This is a genomic window from Enterobacter sp. WI-ESBL-E8, from assembly GCF_053364895.1.
The window spans coordinates 3848533-3874504 of the sequence record NZ_JBRWXJ010000001.1; the positions used below are offsets into that span (position 1 = coordinate 3848533).

The 25972-nt window shown below is 56.9% G+C and carries 23 protein-coding genes and 5 tRNA genes; 9 read left to right on the plus strand and 19 right to left on the minus strand.

Features of this window, described 5'->3' with window-relative positions; all coding sequences use genetic code 11:
• Positions 1-8: 8 nt before the first annotated feature.
• The 9 genes from nrdF (at position 9) to leuA (ending at position 11496) form a co-directional block, all read left to right on the plus strand.
• Entirely contained in the window at positions 9-968 is a 960-nt protein-coding gene (nrdF, locus tag ACWHWP_RS18210) for a class 1b ribonucleoside-diphosphate reductase subunit beta (protein WP_447856113.1), read from the plus strand.
• A gap of 330 nt (positions 969-1298) precedes the next feature.
• Positions 1299-2510, plus strand: a complete 1212-nt coding sequence (gene proV / locus ACWHWP_RS18215) for a glycine betaine/L-proline ABC transporter ATP-binding protein ProV (protein ID WP_063428872.1) — start codon at positions 1299-1301, stop codon at positions 2508-2510.
• The gene (proW, locus tag ACWHWP_RS18220) at positions 2494-3558 is read left to right on the plus strand and encodes a glycine betaine/L-proline ABC transporter permease ProW (protein WP_059312454.1); all 1065 of its coding nucleotides are present in this window, start codon (positions 2494-2496) and stop codon (positions 3556-3558) included. The genes proV and proW overlap by 17 nt, the downstream gene beginning before the upstream one ends.
• A 9-nt stretch (positions 3559-3567) precedes the next feature.
• Positions 3568-4563: a glycine betaine/L-proline ABC transporter substrate-binding protein ProX gene (gene proX / locus ACWHWP_RS18225; protein WP_059312453.1), complete on the plus strand. Its 996-nt coding sequence runs from the start codon at positions 3568-3570 to the stop codon at positions 4561-4563.
• 186 nt (positions 4564-4749) lie between these two features.
• A complete protein-coding gene (locus tag ACWHWP_RS18230; RefSeq protein WP_047348082.1) occupies positions 4750-5934 on the plus strand; it encodes an MFS transporter in 1185 nt (394 codons plus the stop codon).
• A gap of 314 nt (positions 5935-6248) precedes the next feature.
• On the plus strand, positions 6249-6779 hold the full coding sequence (gene mprA / locus ACWHWP_RS18235; RefSeq protein ID WP_023308933.1) for a transcriptional repressor MprA: 531 nt from the start codon (positions 6249-6251) through the stop codon (positions 6777-6779).
• Between the two features lie 126 nt (positions 6780-6905).
• On the plus strand, positions 6906-8078 hold the full coding sequence (gene emrA / locus ACWHWP_RS18240) for a multidrug efflux MFS transporter periplasmic adaptor subunit EmrA (RefSeq protein ID WP_059312452.1): 1173 nt from the start codon (positions 6906-6908) through the stop codon (positions 8076-8078).
• Between the two features lie 16 nt (positions 8079-8094).
• On the plus strand, positions 8095-9642 hold the full coding sequence (gene emrB, locus ACWHWP_RS18245) for a multidrug efflux MFS transporter permease subunit EmrB (protein WP_047348081.1): 1548 nt from the start codon (positions 8095-8097) through the stop codon (positions 9640-9642).
• Between the two features lie 198 nt (positions 9643-9840).
• Positions 9841-11496, plus strand: a complete 1656-nt coding sequence (leuA, locus tag ACWHWP_RS18250) for a 2-isopropylmalate synthase (RefSeq protein ID WP_447856114.1) — start codon at positions 9841-9843, stop codon at positions 11494-11496.
• Here the strand turns inward: leuA and ACWHWP_RS18255 are convergent.
• From ACWHWP_RS18255 to mltB, 19 genes are all read right to left on the minus strand, one after another.
• The gene (locus ACWHWP_RS18255; protein WP_447856115.1) at positions 11483-12247 is read right to left on the minus strand and encodes an AraC family transcriptional regulator; all 765 of its coding nucleotides are present in this window, start codon (positions 12245-12247) and stop codon (positions 11483-11485) included. The two genes, leuA and ACWHWP_RS18255, sit on opposite strands and share 14 nt — an antisense overlap.
• A 54-nt stretch (positions 12248-12301) precedes the next feature.
• Positions 12302-12817 (minus strand): S-ribosylhomocysteine lyase, encoded by a 516-nt coding sequence (gene luxS / locus ACWHWP_RS18260; RefSeq protein WP_024907693.1) that lies wholly within the window; start codon positions 12815-12817, stop codon positions 12302-12304.
• 153 nt (positions 12818-12970) lie between these two features.
• Positions 12971-14515, minus strand: coding sequence for a glutamate--cysteine ligase (gene gshA, locus ACWHWP_RS18265; RefSeq protein WP_447856116.1), 1545 nt, complete (start codon positions 14513-14515; stop codon positions 12971-12973).
• A gap of 83 nt (positions 14516-14598) precedes the next feature.
• A complete protein-coding gene (locus ACWHWP_RS18270) occupies positions 14599-15027 on the minus strand; it encodes a YqaA family protein (RefSeq protein WP_008499541.1) in 429 nt (142 codons plus the stop codon).
• Entirely contained in the window at positions 15024-15590 is a 567-nt protein-coding gene (yqaB, locus tag ACWHWP_RS18275; protein WP_059312448.1) for a fructose-1-phosphate/6-phosphogluconate phosphatase, read from the minus strand. The genes ACWHWP_RS18270 and yqaB overlap by 4 nt, the downstream gene beginning before the upstream one ends.
• A 126-nt stretch (positions 15591-15716) precedes the next feature.
• Positions 15717-15793, minus strand: a tRNA-Arg gene (locus ACWHWP_RS18280).
• A 64-nt stretch (positions 15794-15857) separates the two neighbouring features.
• A tRNA-Arg gene (locus tag ACWHWP_RS18285) sits at positions 15858-15934 on the minus strand.
• A gap of 29 nt (positions 15935-15963) precedes the next feature.
• Positions 15964-16040: transfer RNA gene (locus tag ACWHWP_RS18290), tRNA-Arg, on the minus strand.
• 64 nt (positions 16041-16104) lie between these two features.
• Positions 16105-16181, minus strand: a tRNA-Arg gene (locus ACWHWP_RS18295).
• Between the two features lie 4 nt (positions 16182-16185).
• Positions 16186-16278, minus strand: a tRNA-Ser gene (locus tag ACWHWP_RS18300).
• 343 nt (positions 16279-16621) lie between these two features.
• On the minus strand, positions 16622-16807 hold the full coding sequence (gene csrA / locus ACWHWP_RS18305; protein WP_000906486.1) for a carbon storage regulator CsrA: 186 nt from the start codon (positions 16805-16807) through the stop codon (positions 16622-16624).
• A 241-nt stretch (positions 16808-17048) separates the two neighbouring features.
• Positions 17049-19676: an alanine--tRNA ligase gene (alaS, locus tag ACWHWP_RS18310; RefSeq protein ID WP_447856117.1), complete on the minus strand. Its 2628-nt coding sequence runs from the start codon at positions 19674-19676 to the stop codon at positions 17049-17051.
• A gap of 131 nt (positions 19677-19807) precedes the next feature.
• Complete coding sequence (gene recX, locus ACWHWP_RS18315; protein ID WP_063432274.1) at positions 19808-20308, minus strand: recombination regulator RecX; 501 nt, start codon at positions 20306-20308, stop codon at positions 19808-19810.
• 68 nt (positions 20309-20376) lie between these two features.
• A complete protein-coding gene (recA, locus tag ACWHWP_RS18320; protein ID WP_059312445.1) occupies positions 20377-21435 on the minus strand; it encodes a recombinase RecA in 1059 nt (352 codons plus the stop codon).
• 89 nt (positions 21436-21524) lie between these two features.
• Complete coding sequence (gene pncC / locus ACWHWP_RS18325) at positions 21525-22022, minus strand: nicotinamide-nucleotide amidase (RefSeq protein WP_047348073.1); 498 nt, start codon at positions 22020-22022, stop codon at positions 21525-21527.
• A gap of 130 nt (positions 22023-22152) precedes the next feature.
• On the minus strand, positions 22153-23031 hold the full coding sequence (locus ACWHWP_RS18330) for a metal ABC transporter substrate-binding protein (protein ID WP_063432270.1): 879 nt from the start codon (positions 23029-23031) through the stop codon (positions 22153-22155).
• A 14-nt stretch (positions 23032-23045) separates the two neighbouring features.
• Positions 23046-23906 (minus strand): metal ABC transporter permease, encoded by an 861-nt coding sequence (locus ACWHWP_RS18335; protein ID WP_059312443.1) that lies wholly within the window; start codon positions 23904-23906, stop codon positions 23046-23048.
• The gene (locus ACWHWP_RS18340) at positions 23903-24556 is read right to left on the minus strand and encodes a metal ABC transporter ATP-binding protein (RefSeq protein WP_447856118.1); all 654 of its coding nucleotides are present in this window, start codon (positions 24554-24556) and stop codon (positions 23903-23905) included. Before ACWHWP_RS18340 ends, ACWHWP_RS18335 begins: the two co-directional genes overlap by 4 nt.
• A 313-nt stretch (positions 24557-24869) precedes the next feature.
• Positions 24870-25970: a lytic murein transglycosylase B gene (gene mltB / locus ACWHWP_RS18345; protein WP_205626274.1), complete on the minus strand. Its 1101-nt coding sequence runs from the start codon at positions 25968-25970 to the stop codon at positions 24870-24872.
• Positions 25971-25972: the final 2 nt, after the last annotated feature.

The window sequence follows — 25972 nt, forward strand, 5'->3', positions numbered from 1 at the left end:
GAGAAAGGATGAAACTGTCACGCGTGAGCGCCGTTAACTGGAACAAGATCCAGGACGAAAAAGATCTGGAAGTGTGGAACCGGCTGACCAGCAACTTCTGGCTGCCGGAAAAGGTCCCGCTCTCTAACGATATCCCGGCCTGGCAAACGCTCAGCCATGCCGAGCAGCAGCTGACGATCCGCGTCTTTACCGGGCTGACGCTGCTGGACACCGTTCAAAATACCGTGGGGGCGCCCGCGCTCATGCGTGACGCGCTGACGCCGCACGAAGAGGCGGTAATGTCCAACATCAGCTTTATGGAGGCGGTGCACGCCCGCTCCTACAGCTCGATTTTTTCGACGCTCTGCCAGACCAAAGACGTGGACGCCGCCTACGCGTGGAGTGAAGAGAGCGAGTCATTACAGCGAAAGGCGGATCTGGTGCTGGAATATTACCGGGCCGACGAGCCGCTGAAGAAGAAGATCGCCAGCGTGTTTCTGGAATCCTTCCTCTTCTATTCAGGCTTCTGGCTGCCCATGTACTGGTCGAGCCGGGGCAAGCTTACGAACACCGCCGATTTGATCCGCCTTATCATTCGGGATGAAGCGGTACACGGGTATTACATCGGCTATAAGTATCAGAAAGGGCTGGAGAAAATCAGCGAGGCGAAGCGTGAGGAGCTCAAAGGATTTGCGCTCGATTTACTGATGGATCTCTACGACAACGAGCTGAGCTATACCAAGGAACTGTACGCCAGCACCGGCTGGGAGGAGGACGTGAAAGCCTTCCTTTGCTACAACGCCAACAAGGCGCTGATGAATCTCGGCTACGACGCGCTGTTCCCGCCGGAGATGGCGGAGGTGAACCCGGCGATTCTGTCCGCGCTGTCGCCCAACGCCGACGAAAACCACGATTTCTTCTCCGGGTCAGGTTCATCGTATGTGATGGGTAAAGCGGTGGAAACCGAGGATGAAGACTGGGATTTTTGATGAACGCTAACGTTCGTTAATTTAATATAAACCCAACAATTTTCTCTCTAATATTTACAAAGCAACTACACTGTCATTTCCGCGTCATATTCGCCTGAATCATCCGATTCAGGCGAAATTCCCCGATGCAGCAGCAAAAAATTGAGAAAAATTCAAACCACGCTCAGCCCTTTACTCATGGGAAATTCAGCCGTTTCGCTTACCTGAAAATTCATACCATAAGCAAACACAGGGTTGTCTCAGATTCTGAGTATGTTAGGGTTATGCCCGTTAACAATTTACCATGGTAATCATATCGACATAAACAAATAACAGGACACTCTCTATTGCATGGCAATTAAATTAGAAGTGAAAAATCTTTATAAAGTATTTGGCGAGCATCCGCAGCGCGCATTCAAATATATTGAGAAAGGCCTTACGAAAGAGCAAATTCTGGAAAAAACCGGGCTATCGCTTGGCGTTAAAGACGCCAGTCTGGCCATTGAAGAAGGCGAGATTTTTGTCATCATGGGATTATCCGGCTCGGGTAAATCCACTATGGTTCGCCTTCTCAATCGCCTGATTGAACCCACCCGCGGGCAGGTGCTGATTGACGGCGTGGATATCGCCAGAATATCCGACGCCGAGCTTCGCGAGGTGCGCAGAAAGAAGATTGCGATGGTGTTCCAGTCATTCGCGCTAATGCCGCACATGACGGTACTGGATAATACCGCCTTTGGCATGGAATTAGCTGGCACGCCCGCTCAGGAACGTCAGGAAAAAGCCCTTGATGCGCTGCGTCAGGTTGGGCTGGAGAATTATGCGCATGCGTACCCGGATGAACTTTCCGGCGGCATGCGCCAGCGCGTAGGATTAGCCCGCGCATTAGCCATTAATCCGGACATATTATTAATGGATGAAGCCTTCTCGGCTCTCGATCCATTAATTCGCACCGAGATGCAGGATGAGCTGGTAAAATTACAGGCGAAACATCAGCGAACCATTGTATTTATTTCCCACGATCTGGATGAAGCCATGCGTATTGGCGACCGTATTGCCATTATGCAAAATGGTGAAGTGGTGCAGGTCGGCACGCCGGATGAAATTCTCAATAATCCGGCCAATGATTATGTGCGCACCTTCTTCCGCGGCGTGGATATTAGCCAGGTCTTTAGCGCCAGGGATATTGCCCGCCGAGCGCCAAACGGCATTATTCGAAAAACGCCAGGTTTCGGCCCGCGCTCCGCGCTGAAGCTGCTGCAGGACGAAGACCGTGAATACGGTTATCTGGTTGAACGCGGCAATAAATTTGTTGGCGTTGTCTCCATCGACTCTCTGAAAACCGCCCTTGGCGAAAACCAGGGAATCGATGCGGCGTTAATAGACGCTCCGCTTGCCGTGGACGCCGAAACGCCGCTCAGCGAGTTGCTCTCTCACGTGGGTCAGGCGCCGTGCGCCGTGCCGGTCGTGGGCGAGGAACAACAGTACGTCGGCATCATCTCAAAACGGATGTTGCTGCAGGCTTTAGATCGCGAGGGGGCAAACAATGACCGATCAATCTAACCCGTGGGGTACACCTGAAGCAGCGGACAGCGCTGCGCAATCTGCCGATGCGTGGGGTTCCACGCCGGCCCCTGCCGACGGCGGCGGGGCGGCAGACTGGCTGAACAGCGCACCCGCGCCTGCGCCAGAACACTTCAATATTATGGATCCGTTCCACAAGACGCTGATCCCGCTGGACAGCTGGGTCACGGAAGGGATCGACTGGGTGGTTACGCACTTTCGTCCGGTCTTCCAGGGGATCCGCGTGCCGGTGGATTACATCCTCAACGGCTTCCAGCAGCTGATGCTGGGCATGCCGGCCCCGGTGGCCATCGTGCTGTTTTCCCTGATCGCCTGGCAGTTTGGCAGCGCGGGGATGGGGATCGCCACGCTGGTCTCGCTGATTGCCATTGGTGCGATTGGTGCCTGGTCGCAGGCGATGATCACCCTGGCGCTGGTGCTGACCGCCCTGCTCTTCTGCGTGGCGATCGGCCTGCCTATGGGGATCTGGTTGGCGCGTAGCCCGCGGGCGGCGAAGATTATTCGTCCGCTGCTGGATGCGATGCAGACCACGCCGGCGTTCGTCTATCTGGTGCCTATCGTGATGCTGTTCGGCATCGGCAACGTGCCGGGGGTGGTGGTGACCATTATCTTCGCCCTGCCGCCGATTATCCGTCTGACCATTCTGGGGATTAACCAGGTGCCCGCGGATCTGATCGAAGCGTCACGCTCGTTCGGCGCCAGCCCGCGCCAGCTGCTGTTTAAGGTTCAGCTCCCGCTGGCGATGCCGACCATTATGGCAGGCGTTAACCAGACGCTGATGCTGGCGCTGTCGATGGTCGTCATTGCCTCGATGATCGCCGTAGGCGGTCTGGGGCAGATGGTGCTGCGCGGCATTGGCCGTCTCGACATGGGGCTTGCCACCGTCGGGGGCGTGGGCATCGTGATCCTCGCCATTATTCTTGACCGCCTGACTCAGGCCGTCGGTCGTGATTCACGCAGTCGCGGCAACCGTCGCTGGTTTACTACCGGCCCCGTCGGGTTACTCACCCGCCCATTCATTAAATAAGGAACAACGATGCGACAGAGCGTACTTTTTGCCACAGCGTTTGCCACCCTTGTCTCCACCAGCACGTTTGCGGCGGACCTGCCGGGCAAAGGCGTTACCGTACAGCCGGTGCAGAGCACCATTTCGGAAGAGAGCTTCCAGACCCTGCTGGTCAGCCGGGCGCTGGAGAAGCTCGGCTACACGGTTAACACCCCGAGCGAGGTGGATTACAACGTGGGCTACACCTCGATTGCCTCCGGTGACGCCACCTTTACCGCGGTGAACTGGCAGCCGCTGCACGACGACATGTATGCCGCCGCCGGTGGCGACAAGAAATTCTACCGGGAAGGCACCTTCGTGACCGGCGCGGCGCAGGGGTATCTGATCGACAAGAAAACCGCCGACCAGTACCACATCACCAATATTGCGCAGCTGAAAGATCCGAAGATCGCCAAACTGTTCGATACCAACGGTGACGGCAAAGCCGACATGATGGGCTGCTCGCCGGGCTGGGGCTGTGAAGCGGTGATTAACCACCAGAACAAAGCGTTCGATCTGGCAAAAACGGTCGACGTGAGCCACGGCAACTATTCGGCGATGATGGCCGACACCATTGCCCGCTTCAAAGAGGGCAAACCGGTAATCTATTACACCTGGACGCCGTACTGGGTAAGCGACGTGCTGAAGCCGGGTAAAGACGTGGTGTGGCTGCAGGTGCCGTTCTCCTCCCTGCCGGGCGAGCAGAAAGATATCGACACCAAGCTGCCGAACGGCATGAACTACGGCTTCCCGGTGAACACGATGCACATCGTCGCCAACAAAGCCTGGGCCGAGAAAAACCCGGCGGCGGCAAAGCTGTTCTCGGTGATGAAGCTGCCGCTGGCTGACATCAACGCCCAGAACGCGATGATGCATGCGGGCAAATCGTCTGAGGCCGATATTAAAGGCCACGTGGATGGCTGGATCAAAGCCCACCAGCAGCAGTTTGACGGCTGGGTGAAAGAGGCGCTTGAGGCACAGAAGTAAAAAACACAACCCTTACCCCTCACCCTAACCCTCTCCCCAAAGGGAGAGGGAACGTTGACCCCCGAGAGGGCTGGGGTGAGGGGATTAACCGCACAAACTCACACATAACACTTCCCCGCCCTTCACAATCATTCGGTATGATGGTTTCCGGAAAAATAATCACTCAACTAATGATTCCTGAAACCCATGACCAAAACAACTCAGGGGCTTAGCCCCGCACTCATCCTTTTAATGTCCGTGGCAACGGGTCTGGCGGTCGCCAGCAACTATTACGCACAACCCCTTCTCGACACCATCGCCCGCGCGTTCAACCTCTCTGCCAGCTCCGCAGGCTTCATTGTTACGGCCGCGCAGCTTGGCTATGCCGCCGGGCTGCTGTTCCTGGTGCCGCTTGGCGATATGTTTGAACGCCGGATGCTGATCGTCTCCATGACCCTGCTGGCCGCCGGCGGAATGCTGATCACCGCCAGCAGCCAGTCGCTGACGATGATGATCGTCGGTACCGCGCTCACGGGGCTGTTCTCCGTCGTGGCGCAAATCCTGGTGCCGCTCGCCGCGACCCTCGCCTCCCCGGAAAAGCGCGGCAAGGTGGTGGGTACCATCATGAGCGGCCTGCTGCTGGGGATTTTGCTGGCGCGTACCGTTGCCGGGCTGCTGGCAAGCCTTGGCGGCTGGCGCACCGTTTACTGGGTGGCGAGCGTATTGATGGTCATCATGGCCCTGGCACTGTGGCGCGGCCTGCCGAAGGTGAAGCAGGAGAACCACCTGAACTATCCGCAGCTGCTGGCCTCCGTGTTCAGCCTGTTCACGCAGGATAAACTCCTGCGCACCCGCGCCCTGCTGGGCTGTTTCACCTTCGCTAACTTCAGCATTCTGTGGACGTCGATGGCGTTTCTGCTTGCCGCCCCGCCGTTCAATTATTCCGAAGGGGTGATTGGCCTGTTCGGCCTGGCCGGTGCCGCAGGCGCGCTGGGTGCGCGTCCCGCTGGCGGGCTGGCCGACAAGGGCAAATCCCACCTGACCACCTCCGCAGGGCTGGTTTTACTCCTGCTCTCCTGGGCGGCGATCTGGTACGGGCATGTCTCGGTGCTGGCGTTGATCGTCGGTATTCTGGTGCTCGATCTCACCGTGCAGGGCGTTCACATCACCAACCAGACCGTGATTTATCGCGTGAAGCCAGAGGCGCGTAACCGCCTTACGGCCGGATACATGACCAGCTACTTTATCGGCGGCGCAGCGGGCTCGCTCATCTCCGCCTCGGCGTGGCAGCATGCCGGCTGGTCCGGCGTGTGCGGGATCGGGGCTATCGTCGCCGCGCTCAACCTGCTTGTATGGTGGCGCGGCTATCATCGTCAGGATGCAATTCACTAAGTTTTACATTGCGTTGGGCCTCTTAGGGTGTAAAGAGGCCCTTCAGTCTGTTAATGTAAACGTAATCATTTATCCCAGAAATTTTAATGTGGGTGACATATTTACAATCGGCATGAATAGTTCAGACCCCCGTCCTCACATCCTCTCTTCAGCGGGTTCACCCCCTACACTCTCTGTGCTCACCGGGTCACGGACTTACCCGGCGCTTTCTGATGGTGACATTAATTTGGCGGATATAACCGCACAAATAATTCATTTACATTATTTGTCACTATCGTTACTATATCGGCTGTAATTAATGAGGTTATGCCCAAATGGATAGTTCGTTTACGCCCATTGAACAAATGCTTAAATTCCGCGCCAGTCGCCATGAGGACTTCCCGTACCAGGAAATCCTGCTGACTCGCCTGTGCATGCACATGCAGGGTAAGCTTCTGGAAAACCGTAATAAAATGCTGAAAGCTCAAGGGATTAACGAGACGTTGTTTATGGCGTTGATTACGCTGGAGTCTCAGGAAAACCACAGCATTCAGCCTTCCGAGCTGAGCTGCGCGCTGGGCTCCTCCCGTACCAACGCGACCCGTATTGCCGATGAGCTTGAAAAGCGTGGCTGGATTGAGCGCCGCGAAAGCGACAACGATCGCCGCTGCCTGCATCTGCAACTGACCGATAAAGGTCACCAGTTCCTGCGCGAGGTGCTGCCACCTCAGCACAATTGCCTGCACAAACTCTGGTCTGCCCTCAGCACCGCCGAGCGCGACCAGCTTGAGCACATCACTCGCAAGCTGCTCACCCGTCTGGACCAGATGGATGAAGATGGCGCCGTTCTTGAGGCGCTGCGCTAACGCGACGACACGCTCACCATTCCAGATTTATAAGAAAACCGACAGGCCAGCACGTCACACTGCTGGCCTTTCTGACAACAGGTCGGCTCAGCCGATGTGAAAATAAGAAGATCGTGGAGAACAACAATGAGCGCAAATGCGGAGAGCACTACCCCGCAGCAACCGGCCAACAAGAAGGGCAAACGTAAGAGCGCCCTTATTCTGTTGACCTTGCTCTTTATCATTATTGCCGTGGCATATGGGATCTATTGGTTTTTAGTCTTGCGTCATGCTGAAGAGACTGATGACGCTTACGTGGCAGGGAACCAGGTACAAATTATGGCGCAGGTGTCGGGCAGCGTGACGAAAGTCTGGGCTGACAATACCGACTTTGTGCAAAAAGGCGATGTGTTGGTGACCCTCGATCCAACCGACGCCCAGCAGGCGTTTGAGAAAGCACAGACAGCGCTGGCCTCCAGCGTCCGTCAAACCCGCCAGCTGATGATCAACAGTAAACAGCTGCAGGCCAACATCGACGTGCAGAAAACTGCACTCGCCCAGGCGCAGAGCGACCTGAACCGCCGCGTGCCGCTCGGCACCGCCAACCTGATCGGCCGTGAAGAGCTGCAGCACGCGCGCGACGCCGTGGCCAGCGCGCAGGCGCAGCTGGACGTGGCTATTCAACAGTACAACGCCAACCAGGCGATGGTGCTGGGCACCAGCCTGGAAAACCAGCCAGCCGTACAGCAGGCGGCGACCGAAGTCCGCAACGCATGGCTTGCCCTGCAGCGTACTAAAATCGTCAGCCCGATGACCGGCTACGTCTCGCGCCGTTCCGTCCAGCCTGGGGCACAGATTAGCCCAACCACGCCGCTGATGGCGGTCGTGCCGGCGGACAATCTGTGGGTAGATGCCAACTTCAAAGAGACGCAGCTTGCCCACATGCGTATCGGCCAGACCGCGACGGTCGTCAGCGACATCTACGGCGATGACGTTAAGTACACCGGGAAAGTGGTCGGTCTGGATATGGGAACCGGCAGCGCCTTCTCCCTGCTGCCGGCGCAGAACGCCACCGGTAACTGGATCAAAGTGGTTCAGCGCCTGCCCGTACGTATCGAACTGGATGCCAAACAGCTGGCGGATCACCCGCTGCGTATCGGCCTCTCTACGCTGGTGACGGTCGACACCGCCAACCGCGACGGCCAGATCCTGGCAAGCCAGGTGCGTAGCAGCCCGGCTTATGAAAGTAACGCCCGTGAAATTAGCCTCGATCCGGTCAACAAGCTGATCGATGACATCGTGAAGGCAAACGCCGGTTAATCCGAAGGTGAGCGTTATGCAACAGCAAAAGCCGCAAAAACCGCTGGAAGGCGCGCAGCTGGTCATTATGACCATTGCGCTGTCGCTGGCGACATTCATGCAGGTGCTGGACTCCACCATCGCAAACGTGGCGATCCCGACCATCGCCGGTAACCTTGGCTCGTCGCTGAGCCAGGGGACCTGGGTCATTACCTCGTTTGGGGTGGCAAACGCCATCTCCATTCCGATTACCGGCTGGCTGGCGAAGCGCGTCGGTGAAGTGAAGCTGTTCCTCTGGTCGACGGTATTGTTCGTTCTAGCCTCCTGGGCGTGCGGCATGTCCAGCAGCCTGACGATGCTGATATTCTTCCGCGTCATTCAGGGGATTGTTGCCGGACCGTTGATTCCGCTGTCGCAGAGCTTGCTGCTGAACAACTACCCGCCGGCAAAACGCTCTATCGCGCTGGCGCTGTGGTCGATGACCGTGATTGTTGCGCCAATCTGCGGGCCGATTCTGGGCGGGTACATCAGCGATAACTACCACTGGGGCTGGATCTTCTTCATCAACGTGCCCATCGGTGCGCTGGTAGTACTAATGACGCTGCAGTCACTGCGCGGGCGCGAAACGCGTACCGAACAGCGGCGCATTGACGGTATCGGGCTGGCGCTGCTGGTTGTCGGCATTGGTAGCCTGCAGATCATGCTCGACCGGGGTAAAGAGCTCGACTGGTTTGCCTCTTCGGAAATCATCGTTCTGACGGTGGTCGCCGTCGTCGCCATTAGTTTCCTGATTGTCTGGGAGCTGACGGACGACAACCCGATAGTCGACCTGTCGCTGTTTAAGTCGCGAAACTTCACCATCGGCTGTCTGTGTATTAGCCTCGCCTACATGCTCTACTTCGGCGCGATCGTTCTGCTGCCGCAGCTGTTGCAGGAGGTATACGGCTATACCGCAACCTGGGCAGGTTTAGCCTCGGCGCCAGTTGGATTGATTCCGGTTCTGCTGTCGCCGATTATTGGCCGCTTCGCCCACAAGCTCGACATGCGCCGGCTGGTGACGTTCAGCTTCATCATGTACGCCGTGTGCTTCTACTGGCGCGCGTACACGTTCGAACCGGGAATGGACTTTGGCGCCTCCGCGTGGCCGCAGTTTATTCAGGGCTTTGCCGTGGCGTGCTTCTTTATGCCATTAACCACCATCACGCTTTCCGGCTTACCGCCTGAGCGCATGGCGGCGGCATCGAGCCTGTCGAACTTTACCCGAACGCTGGCGGGCTCCATCGGGACGTCGATCACCACGACGCTGTGGACCAACCGGGAATCGATGCACCATGCTCAACTCACCGAAGCGGTGAACCCGTTCAACCCCAACGCGCAGCAGATGTATAGCCAGCTGGAGGGAATGGGGATGACGGAGCAGCAGGCGTCCGGCTGGATCGCCCAGCAGATCACCAACCAGGGCCTGATTATCTCGGCCAACGAGATTTTCTGGATATCGGCAGGGATCTTTATCGTCCTGCTGGGCCTGGTGTGGTTTGCTAAACCCCCGTTTGGCGCCGGTAGCGGCGGCGGTGGCGCGCACTAGTCCTGTGCGCAGGAGCCGGGTGGCGGCTACCCCTTACCCGGCCTACAAAAGGGCACATGCCCGTAGGCCCGGTAAGGCGTAGCCGCCACCGGGCAACAATCGCCACCGATGTCCAGAACGCGACAGCGATTGTCAGTTCCGATAAAGCAGCGCGCCTGAAATCCCTTCACGATAGTGATAAGACAACAGGAGCGCATCATGCTGAACACACCCGCCGACAAGTACCAGCCCTATCCCACCCTTTCCCTGCCCGACCGTCGCTGGCCGGAGCAACGCATCATCCGCGCGCCGCGCTGGCTCTCCACCGACTTACGCGACGGCAACCAGGCCCTTGCCGAGCCGATGGACAGCGCGCGCAAGCTGCAGTTCTGGGACTTGCTGCTGAGCTGCGGGTTTAAAGAGATCGAGGTCGCCTTTCCCTCCGCCTCGCAGACGGATTTCAACTTTGTTCGCCAGCTGATTGAAGAGAACCGCATCCCGCATGACGTCACGATTCAGGTATTAACCCAGGCGCGGGATGATCTGATCGTCCGGACCTTTGAATCGTTACGCGGCGCGAAGCAGGCGACCGTCCATCTGTATAACGCCACCGCCCCGCTGTTCCGTCGCCTGGTGTTCGGCATGGAGAAAGCGCAAATCGTTGAGCTGGCGACCCGCGCCACGCGGCTTATTCGCAGGCTGTGCGAGGAAAACCCCGACACCCGCTGGCAGTATGAATACTCTCCAGAGACCTTTTGCTTTACCGAGCCGGAGTTTGCGCTGGAGATTTGTGAAGCCGTGGCGGAAATCTGGCAGCCGTGCGACGAGCGCCCGATGGTGATCAACTTACCCGCGACCGTCGAAGTCAGCACGCCGAACGTGTATGCCGATCAGATCGAATATTTCTGCCGCCACTTCAGCCGCCGCCGCGACGTCTGCATCAGCGTGCATCCGCATAACGACCGCGGTACCGGCGTCGCCAGCGCCGAGCTTGCCGTGATGGCGGGCGCTGACCGCGTGGAGGGCTGTCTGTTCGGTAACGGGGAGCGCACGGGCAACGTCTGCCTGGTGACGCTGGCGATGAATCTCTATAGCCAGGGCGTTAGCCCGAATCTGGACTTTAGCGATATGAACCGGGTGGTGGAAGTGGTGGAAACCTGCAACCAGCTGCCGGTGCACCCGCGCCATCCGTGGGCCGGTCGGCTGGCCTATACCGCCTTCTCCGGCTCGCACCAGGACGCGATCAAAAAAGGCTTTGATGCCCGCAGGCCCGGCGATCGCTGGGAGATGCCTTACCTGCCCGTGGACCCGCAGGATATCGGCTGCACCTACGAAGCGGTGATCCGGGTGAACAGCCAGTCAGGGAAAAGCGGCAGCGCGTGGCTTATTGAGCAAAATCACGGTCTGAAGCTACCGCGCGGCCTGCAGCAGGATTTTAGCCAGCACGTGCAGCAGGAAACGGACCGCCACGGAAAAGAGATGACGCAAAACGCGCTGTGGCAGCTGTTCCGCACCCGCTACGGCCTGGTGGCAACGCCGCCGTTTGCGCTGCAATCCTATCGCAGCGATGGCCAGCAGGACGGCCAGCTGCGTTTGACGGCAAGCGTCACCACGCAAGGGGGAACGCGCCAGCTGGAAGGTCAGGGCAACGGCCTGCTGTCCGCCGCCGCTCACGGCCTGAGCCGCTGGGTTAACGCGCCGTTTGTGATTAAGGACTATCACGAGCATACGTTAGGCGAGCGCAGCGACAGCCGCTCGGTGGCATACATTCGCTGCCTGTTCCAGGACGGCAGCAGCCGCTGGGGCGTGGGCATTGACGGCGACGTCTCGCGCGCCTCGCTTCAGGCGCTTTTTAATGCGGTTAGCTGTCTTTGAAGTATTCGCTGGGTGAAATGCCCATCACCCGGCGAAACATGGCCGTAAAGGCGCTGTGGCTACCGTAACCCAGTTCCAGCGCCACGCGCAGCACCGGCTGGCCCTGCGCCAGCCGCTGTAGCGCCTCCAGCAGGCGCGCCCTTCTCAACCACTCACCGTAGCTTAATCCCGTCTGCTGCTGAAAATGGCGGTTCAGGGTACGCTCGCTCATCCCTACCATGCTCGCGGCCTGCGCGCTGCTCCAGCTTTCTCCTGCGTTTTGCCCGATTTGCAGACACAGATGACGTAATGCCTCACTTTCTGGCTCCGGCAGATGAAACGGCAGTACCGGCATCATGCGAATTTCATCGAGGATCAGCTCATAGACACGTTCATCCCGGCTGCCGGGTGAGTACGATTCAGGCAAAGCAAGGGCGGCAAGGATCAGCTCGCGCAGCAGCGGGGAGATCTGCACGATCTGGCAGGTAGCAGGGAGATCGGCCCGCGCCAGCGGATCGATAAACAGCGTTCGCGCCGCCACGTTGCCGGTGATACGCAGCGAGTGGAAGGTACCCGCCGGCAGCCAGACGCCGCGGCCGGGAGGAACCACCCAGCAGCCCGACGCGGTATCCACCCGTACCACGCCGCTCAGGGTGTGCAGCAGCTGCGCGCAGTCATGTTCATGCCACGGTTCGCTGTCACCATGAACGTAGTCATGGGCAAACGGAACGAGGGGACGATGGGTAAAGGAGAAGGTTGCGGTTGTGGTCATGGGGTTAAACCACCCTCACCCTACCCTCTCCCTGAGGGAGAGGGAAAAGGTGCACTAGATGTGCAGTTCCTGCAGTTTTTCTTTTGGCAGGGCCAGCTCTTCGTTGCTGTTCACGCGAACATCACGCTCGATGATATGGCGCGCGATTTCCTGCGCTTCTTCCAGAGAGTGCATCTGGTAAGTCCCGCACTGGTAAACGTTCAGCTCAGGGATCTGGTTCTGCTCTTTCACCTTCAGCACGTCCTGCATCGCCGCTTTCCACGCATCCGCGACGCGCTTCTCATCAGGCACGCCAATCAGGCTCATGTAGAAACCGGTACGGCAGCCCATCGGAGAGATATCGATGATCTCAACGCCGTTGCCGTTCAGGTGGTCACGCATGAAGCCAGCGAACAGGTGCTCCAGCGTATGAATGCCTTTCTCTGGCATGACTTCTTTGTTTGGCACGCAGAAGCGAAGATCGAATACGGTGATCGTGTCGCCGTGCGGAGTGTGCATGGTCTTCGCCACGCGGACTGCAGGTGCTTCCATACGGGTATGGTCGACAGTAAAGCTATCTAATAACGGCATACGTCACCTCCGGTAGTGATTTTTTTTAAAATAAACTGAACTCTTCTACAGAATGCGCGTCTCAGTATATGAAAGACGCGCATTTGTTATCATCATCCCTGAATTCAGAGATGTATATTTTGGCCACAGCGATGTGGCCTTTTTCTTTTCTGCTTAAGCCTGCCTCGCCAGAAACGCCTCAAACGACTCGGTATCCGCCGCTTCAACCTCTTTCTGACGCACAACGGACGCATCGCGTTCCGCTACAAAATCCGCTTCACTCAAGACTTCTAATGGCTCATGCATCAGCATCTCACGGTATTCCGCCGCAAGCGATCGCCCGGTACCGCCAATGCCCTGATCGATCATAGAACGCAAAATGCGTGCTGAGAACGTCAGTTCGGGGTTATCAAAGTATTCCACCAGCTGGTCGCAAATCTGTTGATACGCGTCGCCGCCGTCGATGCTGTCCATCGTCCGGGCAACACGCTTCAGGTCACGGAACAGATCTTTACCGACTTTCGTCAGCGGGAACTGTGCGGTTTCGCAGCCGATACCCAGCGTCAGACCCGGTTTACGCCCTTCCAGAATCACGCGGTTCCAGTTTGTACGGGTGCAGAGCAGCTCGTCTGAACTCATTTCAGGCGCATCCGCCAGCACGCACCAGACCATAAACAGATCCAGGAAGCGAATCTGCTGTTCATCAACGCCGATCGGTGAGAACGGGTTGATATCCAGCGAGCGCACTTCAATGTATTCAATCCCGCCGCGCTGCAGCGCGTCCGACGGAGTTTCACCGCTGCGCGTCACGCGCTTCGGACGAATTGGCGCATACAGCTCGTTTTCAATCTGCAGGACGTTGCTGTTGATCTGCAGGCGCTTGCCGTCTTTTTCGAGGCCAATTTTTTCGTACTCTTCCGACGGAGTTTTGATCGCCCGCTTCAATCCTGCCACATATTCGTGCAGTTCGTTAAACGTAATTCCGAGATTGCTTTGCGATTTATTGGTATAACCCAAATCGCTCAGGCGCAGAGAGGTGGCGTACGGGAGATAGTACATCCCACACTCGGTCTTCTCGAACGGCAGCGTGGTCGGTTTCCCCTGCAGGAATGATGAGCAAATGGCCGGCGACGCGCCGAACAGATACGGGATCACCCAGCCAAAACGGTAATAGTTGCGGATCAGGCGGAAGTAGCCTTCAGAGATGGCGTCTTTATCGGTTTCACCGCATTTCGCCTGCCAGAAGGCCATCGGCAACGAGAAATTGTAATGCACGCCAGAGATGGTCTGCATCAACGCACCGTAGCGGTTTTTCAGCCCCTCACGATAGAGCGTTTTCAGCCGACCAATATTTGACGTGCCGTACTGCGCCAGCTCAATTTCCTGGCCCTGCTCGATATAGCACGGCATGCTGAGGGGCCACATACGTTCGTCGCCCAGATTACGCGCGGTGTAGCGATGGATATCGCGCATGATCGTCAGCATATGATCAATATCACCCTCTACCGGGGTAATGAACTCCAGCAGCGCTTCAGCGAAATCGGTTGTGATCCATTTATGTGTCAGCGCCGAGCCTAACGCCTTCGGGTGACCCGTTATCGCTAAGCTACCGTCCGCGTTAACGCGCAGCGTTTCACGCTCAAGACCACGCTGAATACCCTTCAATGCCTGAGGGTGGTTTTCCAGCCAGGCCAGCGCCTGAGATACGTCCGGGATCAAATTGACCTCCCGCCTGTCAAAGTAATGTTACTCAGCATAATTGTAATGGTTGACGATTGAAGGTCGCGTATTCATTCCACCAATTAGTGCCACCACGTCATACCCTGCAGCGTTGCCCATGCCACGAGAACATAGCGCAACGCCTTGCCAAGGCACAAAAAAAAGAGCACCGGTCCCCAGGAGATGCGCATCCATCCCGCCAGCAGACACAGTAAATCGCCTATTACAGGCATCCAGCTTAATAACAGCGTGGCAGCGCCATAGCGTTTTAGCCAGCCGACTGCCTTTTCCTGCCAGCGCGATTTCTCACGCAGCGGAAAGAAACGCCCAAGAATAACGTTAGTCAGCCCTCCAAGGCTATTACCCATTGTTGCTATTAATACCAGCAACCAGGGCTGACTCACGCCGGACAACAGCATCGCCACCAGCACCACTTCCGAATTTCCCGGTAACAGCGTGGCGCTTAAAAAACTGCTGGCGAATAATGAAGCAAGTGACAGCGCGTCACTCACAGTAAGCGCACATCCACCGCGGCCATGCCGGCATCACGCGCGGCCTGAATACCAAAATCGGCATCTTCAAACACAACGCATTTTGCCGCCGGGACGCCCATTAACTCTGCGCAGAGCAGGAAGGTGTCCGGTGCGGGCTTGTGATTTTTAACATGATCGGCGGCAACCACGGCAGAAAAATAGTGGCGCAGGCCAAGATGGTTGAGCAAAGCTTCTGCAATCGCGCTTTCGCTGCCCGTTCCCACCGACATCGGGCGACGTCCGTGCCACTCTTTCACGACATCAATCAGCGGAAGCGGGCGCACGGTATCTAAAAGCATGGCTTTTACCGCATCGGTTTTTTCACGCGCGAGCTGGTGCGGGTCGAGATCGGCCTGATTCATTTCAATCACGGCCTGCGCAATACGCCAGGTTGGGGATCCGTTAAGGGCAATCATCGCCTGAAGGTCGAAACGCATACCGTAGCGGCCCAGGACGTCAGTCCAGGCTTGACGATGCGTGGGTTCGGTATCCAGGATGGTGCCATCCATATCGAAGATCAAACCGTCATACTGTGCGTACATCGTGCTCTCGCTAAACGATTAACAAAGCATTACTTTATCGCAAAAGGGGGTTTTTGTCGCTGATTGCGAAGTGATAACAACGAGAGTGATTAAGAACTAAACATTGAAGGGAATGACAAGAAGAGATGGTGCATCCGGGAGGATTCGAACCTCCGACCGCTCGGTTCGTAGCCGAGTACTCTATCCAGCTGAGCTACGGATGCATCGGGATTTACTACTGTAACTGCTAATACTCGGTATCACACAAAAGCAACACAAAGTAAAAGATGGTGCATCCGGGAGGATTCGAACCTCCGACCGCTCGGTTCGTAGCCGAGTACTCTATCCAGCTGAGCTACGGATGCATCAGGGAACTGCTTTCAGAAATAGTAAATGGTGCATCCGGGAGGATTCGAACCTCCGACCGCTCGGTTCGTAGCCGAGTACTCTATCCAGCTGAGCTACGGATGCATCGGGATTTACTACTGTACTACTCGATATTCATATCACTTCTAAAGCAATATGAAGTAATAGATGGTGCATCCGGGAGGATTCGAACCTCCGACCGCTCGGTTCGTAGCCGAGTACTCTATCCAGCTGAGCTACGGATGCAAAATGGCGGTGAGGCGGGGATTCGAACCCCGGATGCAGCTTTTGACCGCATACTCCCTTAGCAGGGGAGCGCCTTCAGCCTCTCGGCCACCTCACCACACAACGCCTCTTTCGAGTGCTTCGAGTAACTCGTTAAGAGCTTCTCGTCGCTGCGTGGCGCATATATTACTTTCTGGGACTTATAAGTCAAACAATTTTCCAAAAGCTTTTATCGTTTGCACAAATCACACGCAATTCGCATGTAAAAGCCGCAAAGAGGGTGTTTTATAAGCGGATTTTGCAGTCATCTTCACAGAAAACCTGGGCAGAAATGGCGGTGTTGAGACGAGTAAAGGGCAAAGGAGTGGTTAAAAAGAGAGCGATTGAAATTAAACGGTAACTTTAAGCAGGGAAAATGACGGGAGAGGTTGCGTCTCGCCCGACAGCGAGACGCGACAATATCAGTAACTGGACTGCTGGGATTTTTCAGCCTGGATACGCTGGTAGATCTCTTCACGGTGGACAGATACTTCTTTAGGAGCGTTAACACCAATACGTACCTGGTTACCCTTTACCCCTAAAACTGTCACGGTGACCTCATCCCCAATCATGAGGGTCTCACCAACTCGACGAGTCAGAATCAGCATTCTTTGCTCCTTGAAAGATTAAAAGAGTCGGGTCTCTTGTATCCCGGCATTATCCATCATATAACGCCAAAAAGTAAGCGATGACAAACACGTAAAGTGTAAGCAGTCACGGCATCACATTCTGTTAAACGTAAGTTTAGCCGATATACACAAACTCAACCTGACTTTATCGTTATCGATAGCACAGTGAACAAGACGCCATAACGTTACCGCTATGGCGTCTGCTTGTGCTTTGTAGTTATTACAGTTTCGCGCTTACCCAGCTTTCAACGCTGGCCAATGCTGCAGGGAGTGCCGCCGCATCCGTACCACCGGCTTGCGCCATGTCCGGACGACCGCCACCCTTGCCGCCCACCTGCTGAGCGACCATACCAATCAGTTCCCCTGCTTTTACGCGGTCGGTCACATCCTTAGAGACGCCCGCAATCAGAGAAACCTTACCTTCTGCCACTGTCGCCAACACGATAACGGTAGAACCAAGCTGGTTCTTGAGATCGTCGACCATAGTACGCAGCATCTTAGGCTCAACGCCCGCCAGATCGCTGACCAGCAGTTTGACGCCCTTAATGTCTACAGCCTTGCTGGAGAGGTTTGCACTCTCCTGCGCCGCAGCCTGCTCTTTCAGCTGCTGCAGCTCTTTTTCCAGCTGACGCGTGCGATCCAGCGCCACGCGCACTTTCTCGCCCAGGTTCTGGCTATCGCCTTTCAGCAGTTGCGCGATGTCGTGCAGCTGATCGCTCTGCGCATGCAGGCTGGCAATAGCGCCTTCACCGGTCACCGCTTCGATACGACGCACACCGGCCGCCGTACCTGACTCGGAAACAATGCGGAACAGGCCGATGTCACCGGTGCGGGAGGCGTGAGTACCGCCACACAGCTCGGTAGAGAAGTCGCCCATGCTCAACACGCGAACGCGGTCGTCATATTTCTCACCAAACAGCGCCATTGCGCCTTTTTTCTTCGCCGCTTCGAGATCCATGATATGGGTTTCGATTGGCAGGTTACGACGGATCTGCGCGTTCACCAGATCTTCCACCGCGCGGATTTCAGACGGTTTCATCGCTTCAAAATGCGAGAAGTCGAAACGCAGCACTTTGTCGTTAACCAGAGAACCTTTCTGTGCAACGTGGGTACCCAGCACGTCGCGCAGGGCAGCGTGCATCAGGTGGGTTGCAGAGTGGTTCAGACGAATGCGCGCGCGGCGAGCTTCATCCACGTTCGCCTGAACGCCCTCGCCCACTTTCAGAGAACCGGAAATCAGTTTGCCCTGATGACCGATCGCCTGACCGTATTTCTGGGTGTCGCTGACGCTGAAGCTAAAGCCATTGCCTTTCAGTTCACCCTTATCGCCTACCTGGCCGCCGGATTCTGCATAGAACGGCGTTTTGTCCAGAATGACGACCGCATCCTGACCCGCGCTGATGCTGTCAACGGCTTTACCGTCTACAAACAGGGCAGTCACTTTGCCGGTCAGCTCCAGCGCTTCATAACCTTTGAATTCAGACGCGCCATCAACGCGGATCATCGCGTTGTAGTCTGCACCGAAACCGCTGGACTCGCGCGCGCGACGACGCTGCTCTTCCATCGCGGCTTCGAAGCCCGCTTCGTCAACTTTAATGTTGCGCTCGCGGCAAACGTCCGCCGTCAGGTCAACCGGGAAACCGTAGGTGTCGTACAGGCGGAAAGCAGTTTCGCCATCCAGCGTGTCGCCTTTAAGCTTCGCCAGCTCTTCGTCCAGCAGCGCCAGACCGCGCTCCAGCGTACGAGCAAACTGCTCTTCTTCGGTTTTCAGAACCTGCTCTACCTGTGCCTGCTGGCGTTTCAGCTCATCACCGGCGGCACCCATTACGCCAACCAATGGCCCAACGAGTTTATAGAAGAAGGTGTCCTTCGCGCCCAGCATGTTGCCGTGACGGATAGCACGACGAATGATGCGACGCAGCACGTAGCCACGGTTCTCATTCGACGGGATAACGCCGTCGGCAATCAGGAACGCACAGGAACGAATATGGTCCGCGATAACGCGAAGAGATTTGTTGTTCAGATCGGTCGCGCCGGTCACTTCCGCAACGGCTTTGATCAGGGTGCTGAACAGGTCAATCTCGTAGTTGGAGTTAACGTGCTGCAGAACCGCGGCAATACGCTCCAGACCCATACCGGTATCAACGGAAGGTTTCGGCAGCGGCTCCATCGTACCGTCGGCCTGACGGTTGAACTGCATGAAGACGATGTTCCAGATCTCAATGTAGCGATCGCCGTCTTCTTCCGGGCTGCCAGGAGGGCCGCCCCAGATGTGGTCGCCGTGGTCGTAGAAGATCTCGGTGCACGGACCGCAAGGACCGGTATCACCCATCTGCCAGAAGTTGTCAGACGCGTATGGCGCGCCTTTGTTATCACCGATGCGAATAATACGCTCGCGCGGGATCCCGACTTCTTTTTCCCAGATTTCGTAGGCTTCGTCATCGGTTTCATAGACGGTAACCCACAGACGCTCTTTCGGCAGGTTGAACCAGTTTTCACCGGTCAGCAGTTCCCACGCATATTGAATGGCATCGTGTTTGAAGTAGTCGCCGAAGCTGAAGTTACCCAGCATTTCGAAGAACGTGTGGTGACGCGCGGTGTAACCGACGTTTTCCAGGTCGTTGTGTTTACCGCCCGCACGCACGCAACGCTGTGAGGTTGTGGCGCGGGAATAATTACGCTTGTCGAGACCAAGGAACACGTCCTTGAACTGGTTCATCCCGGCGTTGGTAAACAGCAGAGTCGGATCGTTGTTCGGTACCAGGGAGCTGCTGGCAACAACCTGGTGTCCCTTACTATGGAAAAAATCGAGAAACGCCTGACGGATCTCAGCGGTGCTCTTGCTCATAATTATCCTGAAATCAAGCTAACGAAATGTCGTAGCCAGCCTGTTTAGGTAAACCGTTGGACAGACCAGCTACTGGAAAAAGTGGGAATAAGATAAGTTTTCTTTGGTGGGAAGTAAAATCCCGCATGCGTTCAATCGGCAAAATTACGCCAGATATCCTGAATATCTTCCATCAGAAAGCCGCGGTAGAGCAAAAAGCGCTGGATTTTAACTTTTTCTGAAAAATCACGCGGCAGCGGTTCACCGTACTTACGAATGGCCTGCTCTTTTGCCAGTTCGCACCAGTCAATCTCGCACTCGCGCATCGCTTTTTCAATCGACTCCCGGGCCACCCCTTTCTGGTTCAGCTCCTGCCGAATGCGCGCGGGGCCATATCCCTTGCGACCGCGGCTGGCGAGAAACCGCGAGGCGAAACGCGAGTCATCGAGATAGTGATGCTCATAGCACCAGGCAATCACGCGGTCATAATCTTCCGCTGTGGCATCAATCTCTTCCGGCCCGTTTTTACTCATCACCGGAGCCGACAGTTTTCGCCGCAACTCCTGTTCACTGTGGTCGCGGACGGCAAGAATGCGTACCGCACGGTCCAGTAAGCGTGAGTACGCCGGTCGACGTGATGTAGGTTCACTCATAAACAACCTGCTGGTTCAGAAATGCAAAAAGGGCCGCATCAGCAGCCCTTCATCATTAAACGAGAGAATTAAAAGTCTTCGTTAGTTTCTTCAGCATCCGCGGCATCAACCACGAAATCAGGTTTAGAGTCCTGGTTGTTCAGCAGAAGCTCACGCACCTTCTTCTCAATCTCTTTCGCTGCAGCCGGGTTCTCTTTCAGCCAGGAGATAGCATTCGCTTTACCCTGTCCAATTTTGTCACCGTTGTAGCTGTACCAGGCGCCCGCTTTTTCGATCAGCTTCTCTTTCACGCCAAGGTCAACCAGCTCACCGAAGAAGTTAATCCCTTCGCCGTAGAGGATCTGGAATTCAGCCTGTTTGAACGGTGCAGCGATTTTGTTCTTCACAACCTTCACGCGGGTTTCGCTGCCGACGACGTTCTCGCCCTCTTTCACCGCACCGATACGGCGGATATCCAGACGGACAGACGCGTAGAATTTCAGCGCGTTACCACCGGTGGTGGTTTCAGGGTTACCGAACATCACACCAATTTTCATACGGATCTGGTTGATGAAGATCAGCAGCGTGTTGGACTGCTTCAGGTTACCGGCCAGCTTACGCATCGCCTGGCTCATCATACGTGCCGCGAGGCCCATGTGAGAGTCACCGATTTCGCCTTCGATTTCCGCTTTTGGCGTCAGCGCAGCAACGGAGTCGACAACGATAACGTCAACGGCACCTGAACGCGCCAGCGCATCACAAATTTCCAGCGCCTGCTCGCCGGTGTCCGGCTGGGAACACAGCAGGTTGTCGATATCAACACCCAGTTTACGGGCATAGACAGGGTCCAGCGCGTGCTCGGCATCGATAAACGCACAGGTTTTACCTTCGCGCTGTGCCGCAGCAACAACCTGCAGGGTCAGCGTCGTTTTACCGGAGGACTCTGGCCCGTAGATTTCTACGATACGGCCCATAGGCAGACCGCCAGCGCCCAGCGCGATATCCAGAGAAAGCGAACCGGTGGAGATAGTTTCCACATCCATGGAACGGTCTTCACCCAGGCGCATGATGGAGCCTTTACCGAATTGCTTTTCGATCTGGCCCAGTGCTGCCGCCAACGCTTTCTGTTTGTTTTCGTCGATAGCCATTATTACTCCTGTCATGCCGGGAGAAGCGACTGTGCTTCACCGTGGATTTCTGTTCTGTTGGTGCAATTATACTGTATGGTCATACAGTATCAAGTGTTTTGTAGAAATTGTTGCCAGAGCGTTTTTAACGCATAAACGGTGGCCTGACGACGCACGCTTTCGCGATCGCCGCTAAAGCACTCCCGGCGGGTGATCCCCTCTCCTCTGGAGGTGGCAAACCCAAACCAGACGGTGCCGACAGGCTTCACGTCGCTGCCGCCGTCCGGGCCTGCAATGCCGCTAATGGAAATCGCGTAATCTGCCCGTGCCTCTTTGAGCGCACCAATGGCCATCTCGATCACCACCGGTTCGCTGACCGCGCCATGCTGTTCAAGCGTGGATTCCCGAACGCCAATCATCTGTGCTTTAGCTTCGTTACTGTAGGTCACAAAGCCACGTTCAAACCAGGCGGAACTGCCGGCAATATCGGTAATCGCTTTCGCCACCCAGCCGCCGGTACAGGACTCTGCGGTGGTTATCGTCGCACCACGTTGCTTAAGCGCCAGCCCAACTATCTCGCTCAGCTGCATCAATTCATGGTCAGTCATTCTCGCTCCAGGCATCAGAAAAACGTGCTGCACAAGATAGCACTTTCTCATCAGATATGGGGATACGCTTCAGGTTTTACGAGGGCGCTTCAGAAAAAAGCCGATGCGGGCACACCGGCCTGGAAGAATGCTACTTCATGCTGTCAGCGAGGGTATTCACGTTGTGGCGAAACGCCTTAACGTAGGTATCTGCCACCCCGCCTTTTGCCGACAGCGCTTCCGGATAAAGTTCGCCCCCCGGCTGCGCGCCCGTCGCCGACGCAATTTGTTTCACCAGCCGCGGATCGAGCTGATTTTCCATAAACCAGGTTTTCACGCCGTCGGCTTTAATCTGATTGATGATCTCAGCAACCTGCGCCGCGCTGGCCTCACTCTCAGACGACAGGCCCTGCGGCGCCATAAACCTTACGCCGTAGGCACGGCTGAAATAGCCGAATGCGTCATGGCTGGTCAGCACGTTACGCTTCGCCTGCGGGATCTGGCTAAAGCGCGTTTTGGCCCAGCCATCCAGCTGCGTCAGCTGCGCGATATACGGCTTACCGGTAGCTTCGAGCGCCGCTTTATCTTGCGGATCGGCTTTCACCAGCCCGTTCAGAATATTTTGCGCATACAGCGCCCCGTTCGCCGCGCTGTTCCACGCGTGTGGATCGGTCACGGTTTTGCCCTCTTCCTCCAGGGTGTGCGTTTTCACCCCGGTCGACGCCACCACTAGCTGTCCTTTAAATCCGGAGGCCTTCACCAGCCGATCGAGCCAGCCCTCCAGACCCAGACCGTTCACCACCACCACATCAGCCTTGCTCAGCGCCGCGCTGTCTTTCGGTGACGGCTCGAAGGTATGCGGATCGCCGTCCGGCCCCACCAGCGTCGTCACGTTCACGCGATCGCCGCCCACCTCCTGCGTGATATCCCCCAGTATCGAAAAGCTGGTGACCACATTCAGCGTTTTGGCCATCACGCCGTGTGACATCATCCCCAGCGCGAGCGCCATGACTAATCCTGTACGTTTCATCGTTTCCCCTTGCGTTAAAAAAGCGCGCGCAGGCTGCCTGCGAGCCTGCTTCGCGTTCCCAGTAAAATGGAAATAAAGAACAGCGCGCTGGCGGTAAGCACGATGGATGGCCCGGCAGGCAAACTCATCGCCCAGGAGAGGCTCAGCCCCAGCCACGCGCAGAAAATACCGCTGATGCCCGCCATCAGGAGCAACCCCGGCAGCGTGCGCACCCAGCAGCGGGCCGCCACGGCCGGCAGCATCATCAGCCCGACGGCCATCAGCGTACCGAGGACCTGAAAACCGGCCACCAGGTTAAGGACCAGTAGCGCCAGGAACAGCCCGTGCAGCAGGCCAGGCAGCCAGCGGGCGTTCACCTGTAGCCAGGCGGTATCAAACGCTTCCGTGACCAGCCCGCGATAGAAAATCGCCAGCGTGATAAGGGTGAACATGCAAACGCCCGTGACGAACAGCGCGGCGTCGTTGTCCACGGCGAGGATAGATCCAAACAGCAGATGCAGCAGATCGACATTCGACCCGCGTAGCGACACCAGCGTAACGCCCAGCGCCAGTGAACCAAGATAAAACCCGGCAAAGCTGGCATCCTCTTTAAGCGGCGTGCGTCGACTAACCAGACCGGCCATCAGCGCCACGGTAATTCCCGCGATAAAACCGCCAATACTCATTGCCAGCAGCGACATGCCGCTGAGCAGGTATCCCACGGCGACACCCGGCAAAATGGCGTGAGAAAGCGCGTCGCCCATCAGGCTCATGCGACGCAGCTGCAGAAACACGCCGAGCGCGGTGGTGCTGACGGAAAGCGCCAGGCAAACCACCAGCGCGCGGCGCATAAAGCCGTACTCAATAAACGGCTGGAAAAAGAGATGCCAGATCATGCCACCCTCACCCGCTCGGTTTTCCACTGGGGAACGTCGGCGTCCAGCCGTAGCGTCTGCGGGAAGTGGCGCGACACGCGCTCGCTGTCGTGCAGTACCGCAAGCAGCGTTTGCCCCTGCATATACATCTCCAGCATCAGGTCCATCAGCACGTTGCAGGTGGCTTCATCGACGCCGGTAAAAGGTTCATCCAACATCACCAGCGGCGCCTGCTGCACCAGTACGCGGGCAAACACCATGCGCTGAAACTGGCCGCCGGAGAGTTCATCGATGGTGGATAACGCCATGGACTCCAGCCCGACGCGCTCCAGCGCGCTCCTGATGCGCAACCGCGTTTCGCGGCGAAACCCGGAAAAAAGCGAAATGCCCGGCCAGCAGCCCATGCTGACGACGTCCTGTACGGTCAGCGGAAACTGCGCCTCCAGCGCGTGACGCTGTGCCAGCCAGCCAATCACCGGGCGCTTTCCCTGCCAGCGGAAGCCGCCGCTCACGGGAGGAATAAACCCCGCCAGCGTTTTCAGCAGCGTGGATTTCCCGCAGCCGTTAGCGCCGATAATGGCGGTCATGCTTCCCCGTTCGATCACGCCCGAAAGAGGACGCGTAACCGGCTGGCGGTCATAGCCCGCCGTAAGCGCATTCATCACAATCATGGCAATGCCACCGCCCAGCGCACGGCCAGCCCGATGAAAACAACAAGTACCAGCGCCAGCAAAAGCCGAACCAGCGCAGAGAGAGAAAAAAGGGACGTTGACATCTCGACACCACATTTAATGTTATAACATAACAATAATGAAAGGCGATTGAGATGTAAATGGCGCGTTTGAAAAGGGAGTGTGGCGAAATGTTTCTGCAAAACTTCCCTCTCCCGTGGGAGAGGGTAAGGGTGAGGGCATCAGGCCGCACCGTGCGCGCAGCCATGCCGGGTGGCGGCGTTGCCTTACCCGGCCTACCCGTCTGAGCGACTTACTGACTAAACGGCGACGCTGCCGGCACGCGGGCCTGCGATACCGCCAGCCCCAGCTGCCACACCGCCATCGCGTAGTGGGTGCTGTGGTTATAGCGGGTAATCGCATAGAAGTTCGGCATGCCGTACCAGTACTGATAGCCGGTTCCCACGTCCAGGCGCAGCAGGCTCACCTGGTCAACATTGCCCAGCGGCTGCGTTGGCGTTAAGCCCGCCGCCGTCAGCTGTGCAACGCTGTATTTGGTTTTGAAGCCGTTTTCCAGACCAAACGCCTCGCCATTTGCCTGAACGGCAACCTGACCGCCCGGCGTCCAGCCGTGCGCTTTGAAGTAGTTCGCCACGCTGCCGATGGCATCCACCGGATCCCACAGGTTGATATGACCATCCCCGTTAAAGTCGACGGCATACTGCTTATAGGAGGACGGCATAAACTGGCCGTAGCCCATCGCGCCGGCAAACGACCCTTTAAGATCGAGCGGGTCGTCCTGTTCGTTGCGCGCCATCAGCAGGAAGGTTTCCAGCTCGGAAGAGAAATACTCCGCGCGGCGCGGGTAGTTAAAGGAGAGCGTCGCCAGCGCGTCAAGGATGCGGGTTTTCCCCATCACGCGGCCCCAGCGGGTTTCCACGCCGATAATCCCGACGATGATTTCCGGCGGTACGCCGTACACCTGCCACGCGCGGTTGAGCGCATCTTCATACTGATTCCAGAACGCCACGCCGTTTTGCACGTTGTCCGGGGTAATAAACTGTTTGCGATAGCGCAGCCACGCTCCGTTCGGCCCGCTCGGCACCTGAGCCGTCGGCGCCTGCCTGTCCATCAGGCGCAGCACGTAGTCCAGACGCTTGGCCTGCGACAAAATTTCGTGCAGCTGCTGTCTGTCGAAGCCGTGTTTGCTCACCATTTTATCGATGAACTGCTCGGCCGCCGGGTTATTCGCGAAGTCGCCGCCCATCTGCATCATATTGTGCTGCGGCTCCAGCAGGAATCCCCCGGAAGGCGCGCCCGCCGTTTGCTGAACGGCTTCGGTCTTAGGTTTGCTGCTACAGGCAGACAGCAGAATAAGCGCAGGCAACAGCGCTGCATAACGACGCTTGAACATGA

What these genes read in the sequence shown, in the direction of transcription:
- nrdF (WP_447856113.1), top strand. Translation starts at nt 9, where the DNA reads ATGAAACTGTCACGCGTGAGCGCCGTTAACTGGAACAAGATCCAGGAC.
- proV (WP_063428872.1), top strand. Translation starts at nt 1,299, where the DNA reads ATGGCAATTAAATTAGAAGTGAAAAATCTTTATAAAGTATTTGGCGAG.
- proW (WP_059312454.1), top strand. Translation starts at nt 2,494, where the DNA reads ATGACCGATCAATCTAACCCGTGGGGTACACCTGAAGCAGCGGACAGC.
- proX (WP_059312453.1), top strand. Translation starts at nt 3,568, where the DNA reads ATGCGACAGAGCGTACTTTTTGCCACAGCGTTTGCCACCCTTGTCTCC.
- ACWHWP_RS18230 (WP_047348082.1), top strand. Translation starts at nt 4,750, where the DNA reads ATGACCAAAACAACTCAGGGGCTTAGCCCCGCACTCATCCTTTTAATG.
- mprA (WP_023308933.1), top strand. Translation starts at nt 6,249, where the DNA reads ATGGATAGTTCGTTTACGCCCATTGAACAAATGCTTAAATTCCGCGCC.
- emrA (WP_059312452.1), top strand. Translation starts at nt 6,906, where the DNA reads ATGAGCGCAAATGCGGAGAGCACTACCCCGCAGCAACCGGCCAACAAG.
- emrB (WP_047348081.1), top strand. Translation starts at nt 8,095, where the DNA reads ATGCAACAGCAAAAGCCGCAAAAACCGCTGGAAGGCGCGCAGCTGGTC.
- leuA (WP_447856114.1), top strand. Translation starts at nt 9,841, where the DNA reads ATGCTGAACACACCCGCCGACAAGTACCAGCCCTATCCCACCCTTTCC.
- ACWHWP_RS18255 (WP_447856115.1), bottom strand. Translation starts at nt 12,247, where the DNA reads ATGACCACAACCGCAACCTTCTCCTTTACCCATCGTCCCCTCGTTCCG.
- luxS (WP_024907693.1), bottom strand. Translation starts at nt 12,817, where the DNA reads ATGCCGTTATTAGATAGCTTTACTGTCGACCATACCCGTATGGAAGCA.
- yqaB (WP_059312448.1), bottom strand. Translation starts at nt 15,590, where the DNA reads ATGTACGCACAGTATGACGGTTTGATCTTCGATATGGATGGCACCATC.
- csrA (WP_000906486.1), bottom strand. Translation starts at nt 16,807, where the DNA reads ATGCTGATTCTGACTCGTCGAGTTGGTGAGACCCTCATGATTGGGGAT.
- alaS (WP_447856117.1), bottom strand. Translation starts at nt 19,676, where the DNA reads ATGAGCAAGAGCACCGCTGAGATCCGTCAGGCGTTTCTCGATTTTTTC.
- recX (WP_063432274.1), bottom strand. Translation starts at nt 20,308, where the DNA reads ATGAGTGAACCTACATCACGTCGACCGGCGTACTCACGCTTACTGGAC.
- recA (WP_059312445.1), bottom strand. Translation starts at nt 21,435, where the DNA reads ATGGCTATCGACGAAAACAAACAGAAAGCGTTGGCGGCAGCACTGGGC.
- pncC (WP_047348073.1), bottom strand. Translation starts at nt 22,022, where the DNA reads ATGACTGACCATGAATTGATGCAGCTGAGCGAGATAGTTGGGCTGGCG.
- ACWHWP_RS18330 (WP_063432270.1), bottom strand. Translation starts at nt 23,031, where the DNA reads ATGAAACGTACAGGATTAGTCATGGCGCTCGCGCTGGGGATGATGTCA.
- ACWHWP_RS18335 (WP_059312443.1), bottom strand. Translation starts at nt 23,906, where the DNA reads ATGATCTGGCATCTCTTTTTCCAGCCGTTTATTGAGTACGGCTTTATG.
- ACWHWP_RS18340 (WP_447856118.1), bottom strand. Translation starts at nt 24,556, where the DNA reads ATGATTGTGATGAATGCGCTTACGGCGGGCTATGACCGCCAGCCGGTT.
- mltB (WP_205626274.1), bottom strand. Translation starts at nt 25,970, where the DNA reads ATGTTCAAGCGTCGTTATGCAGCGCTGTTGCCTGCGCTTATTCTGCTG.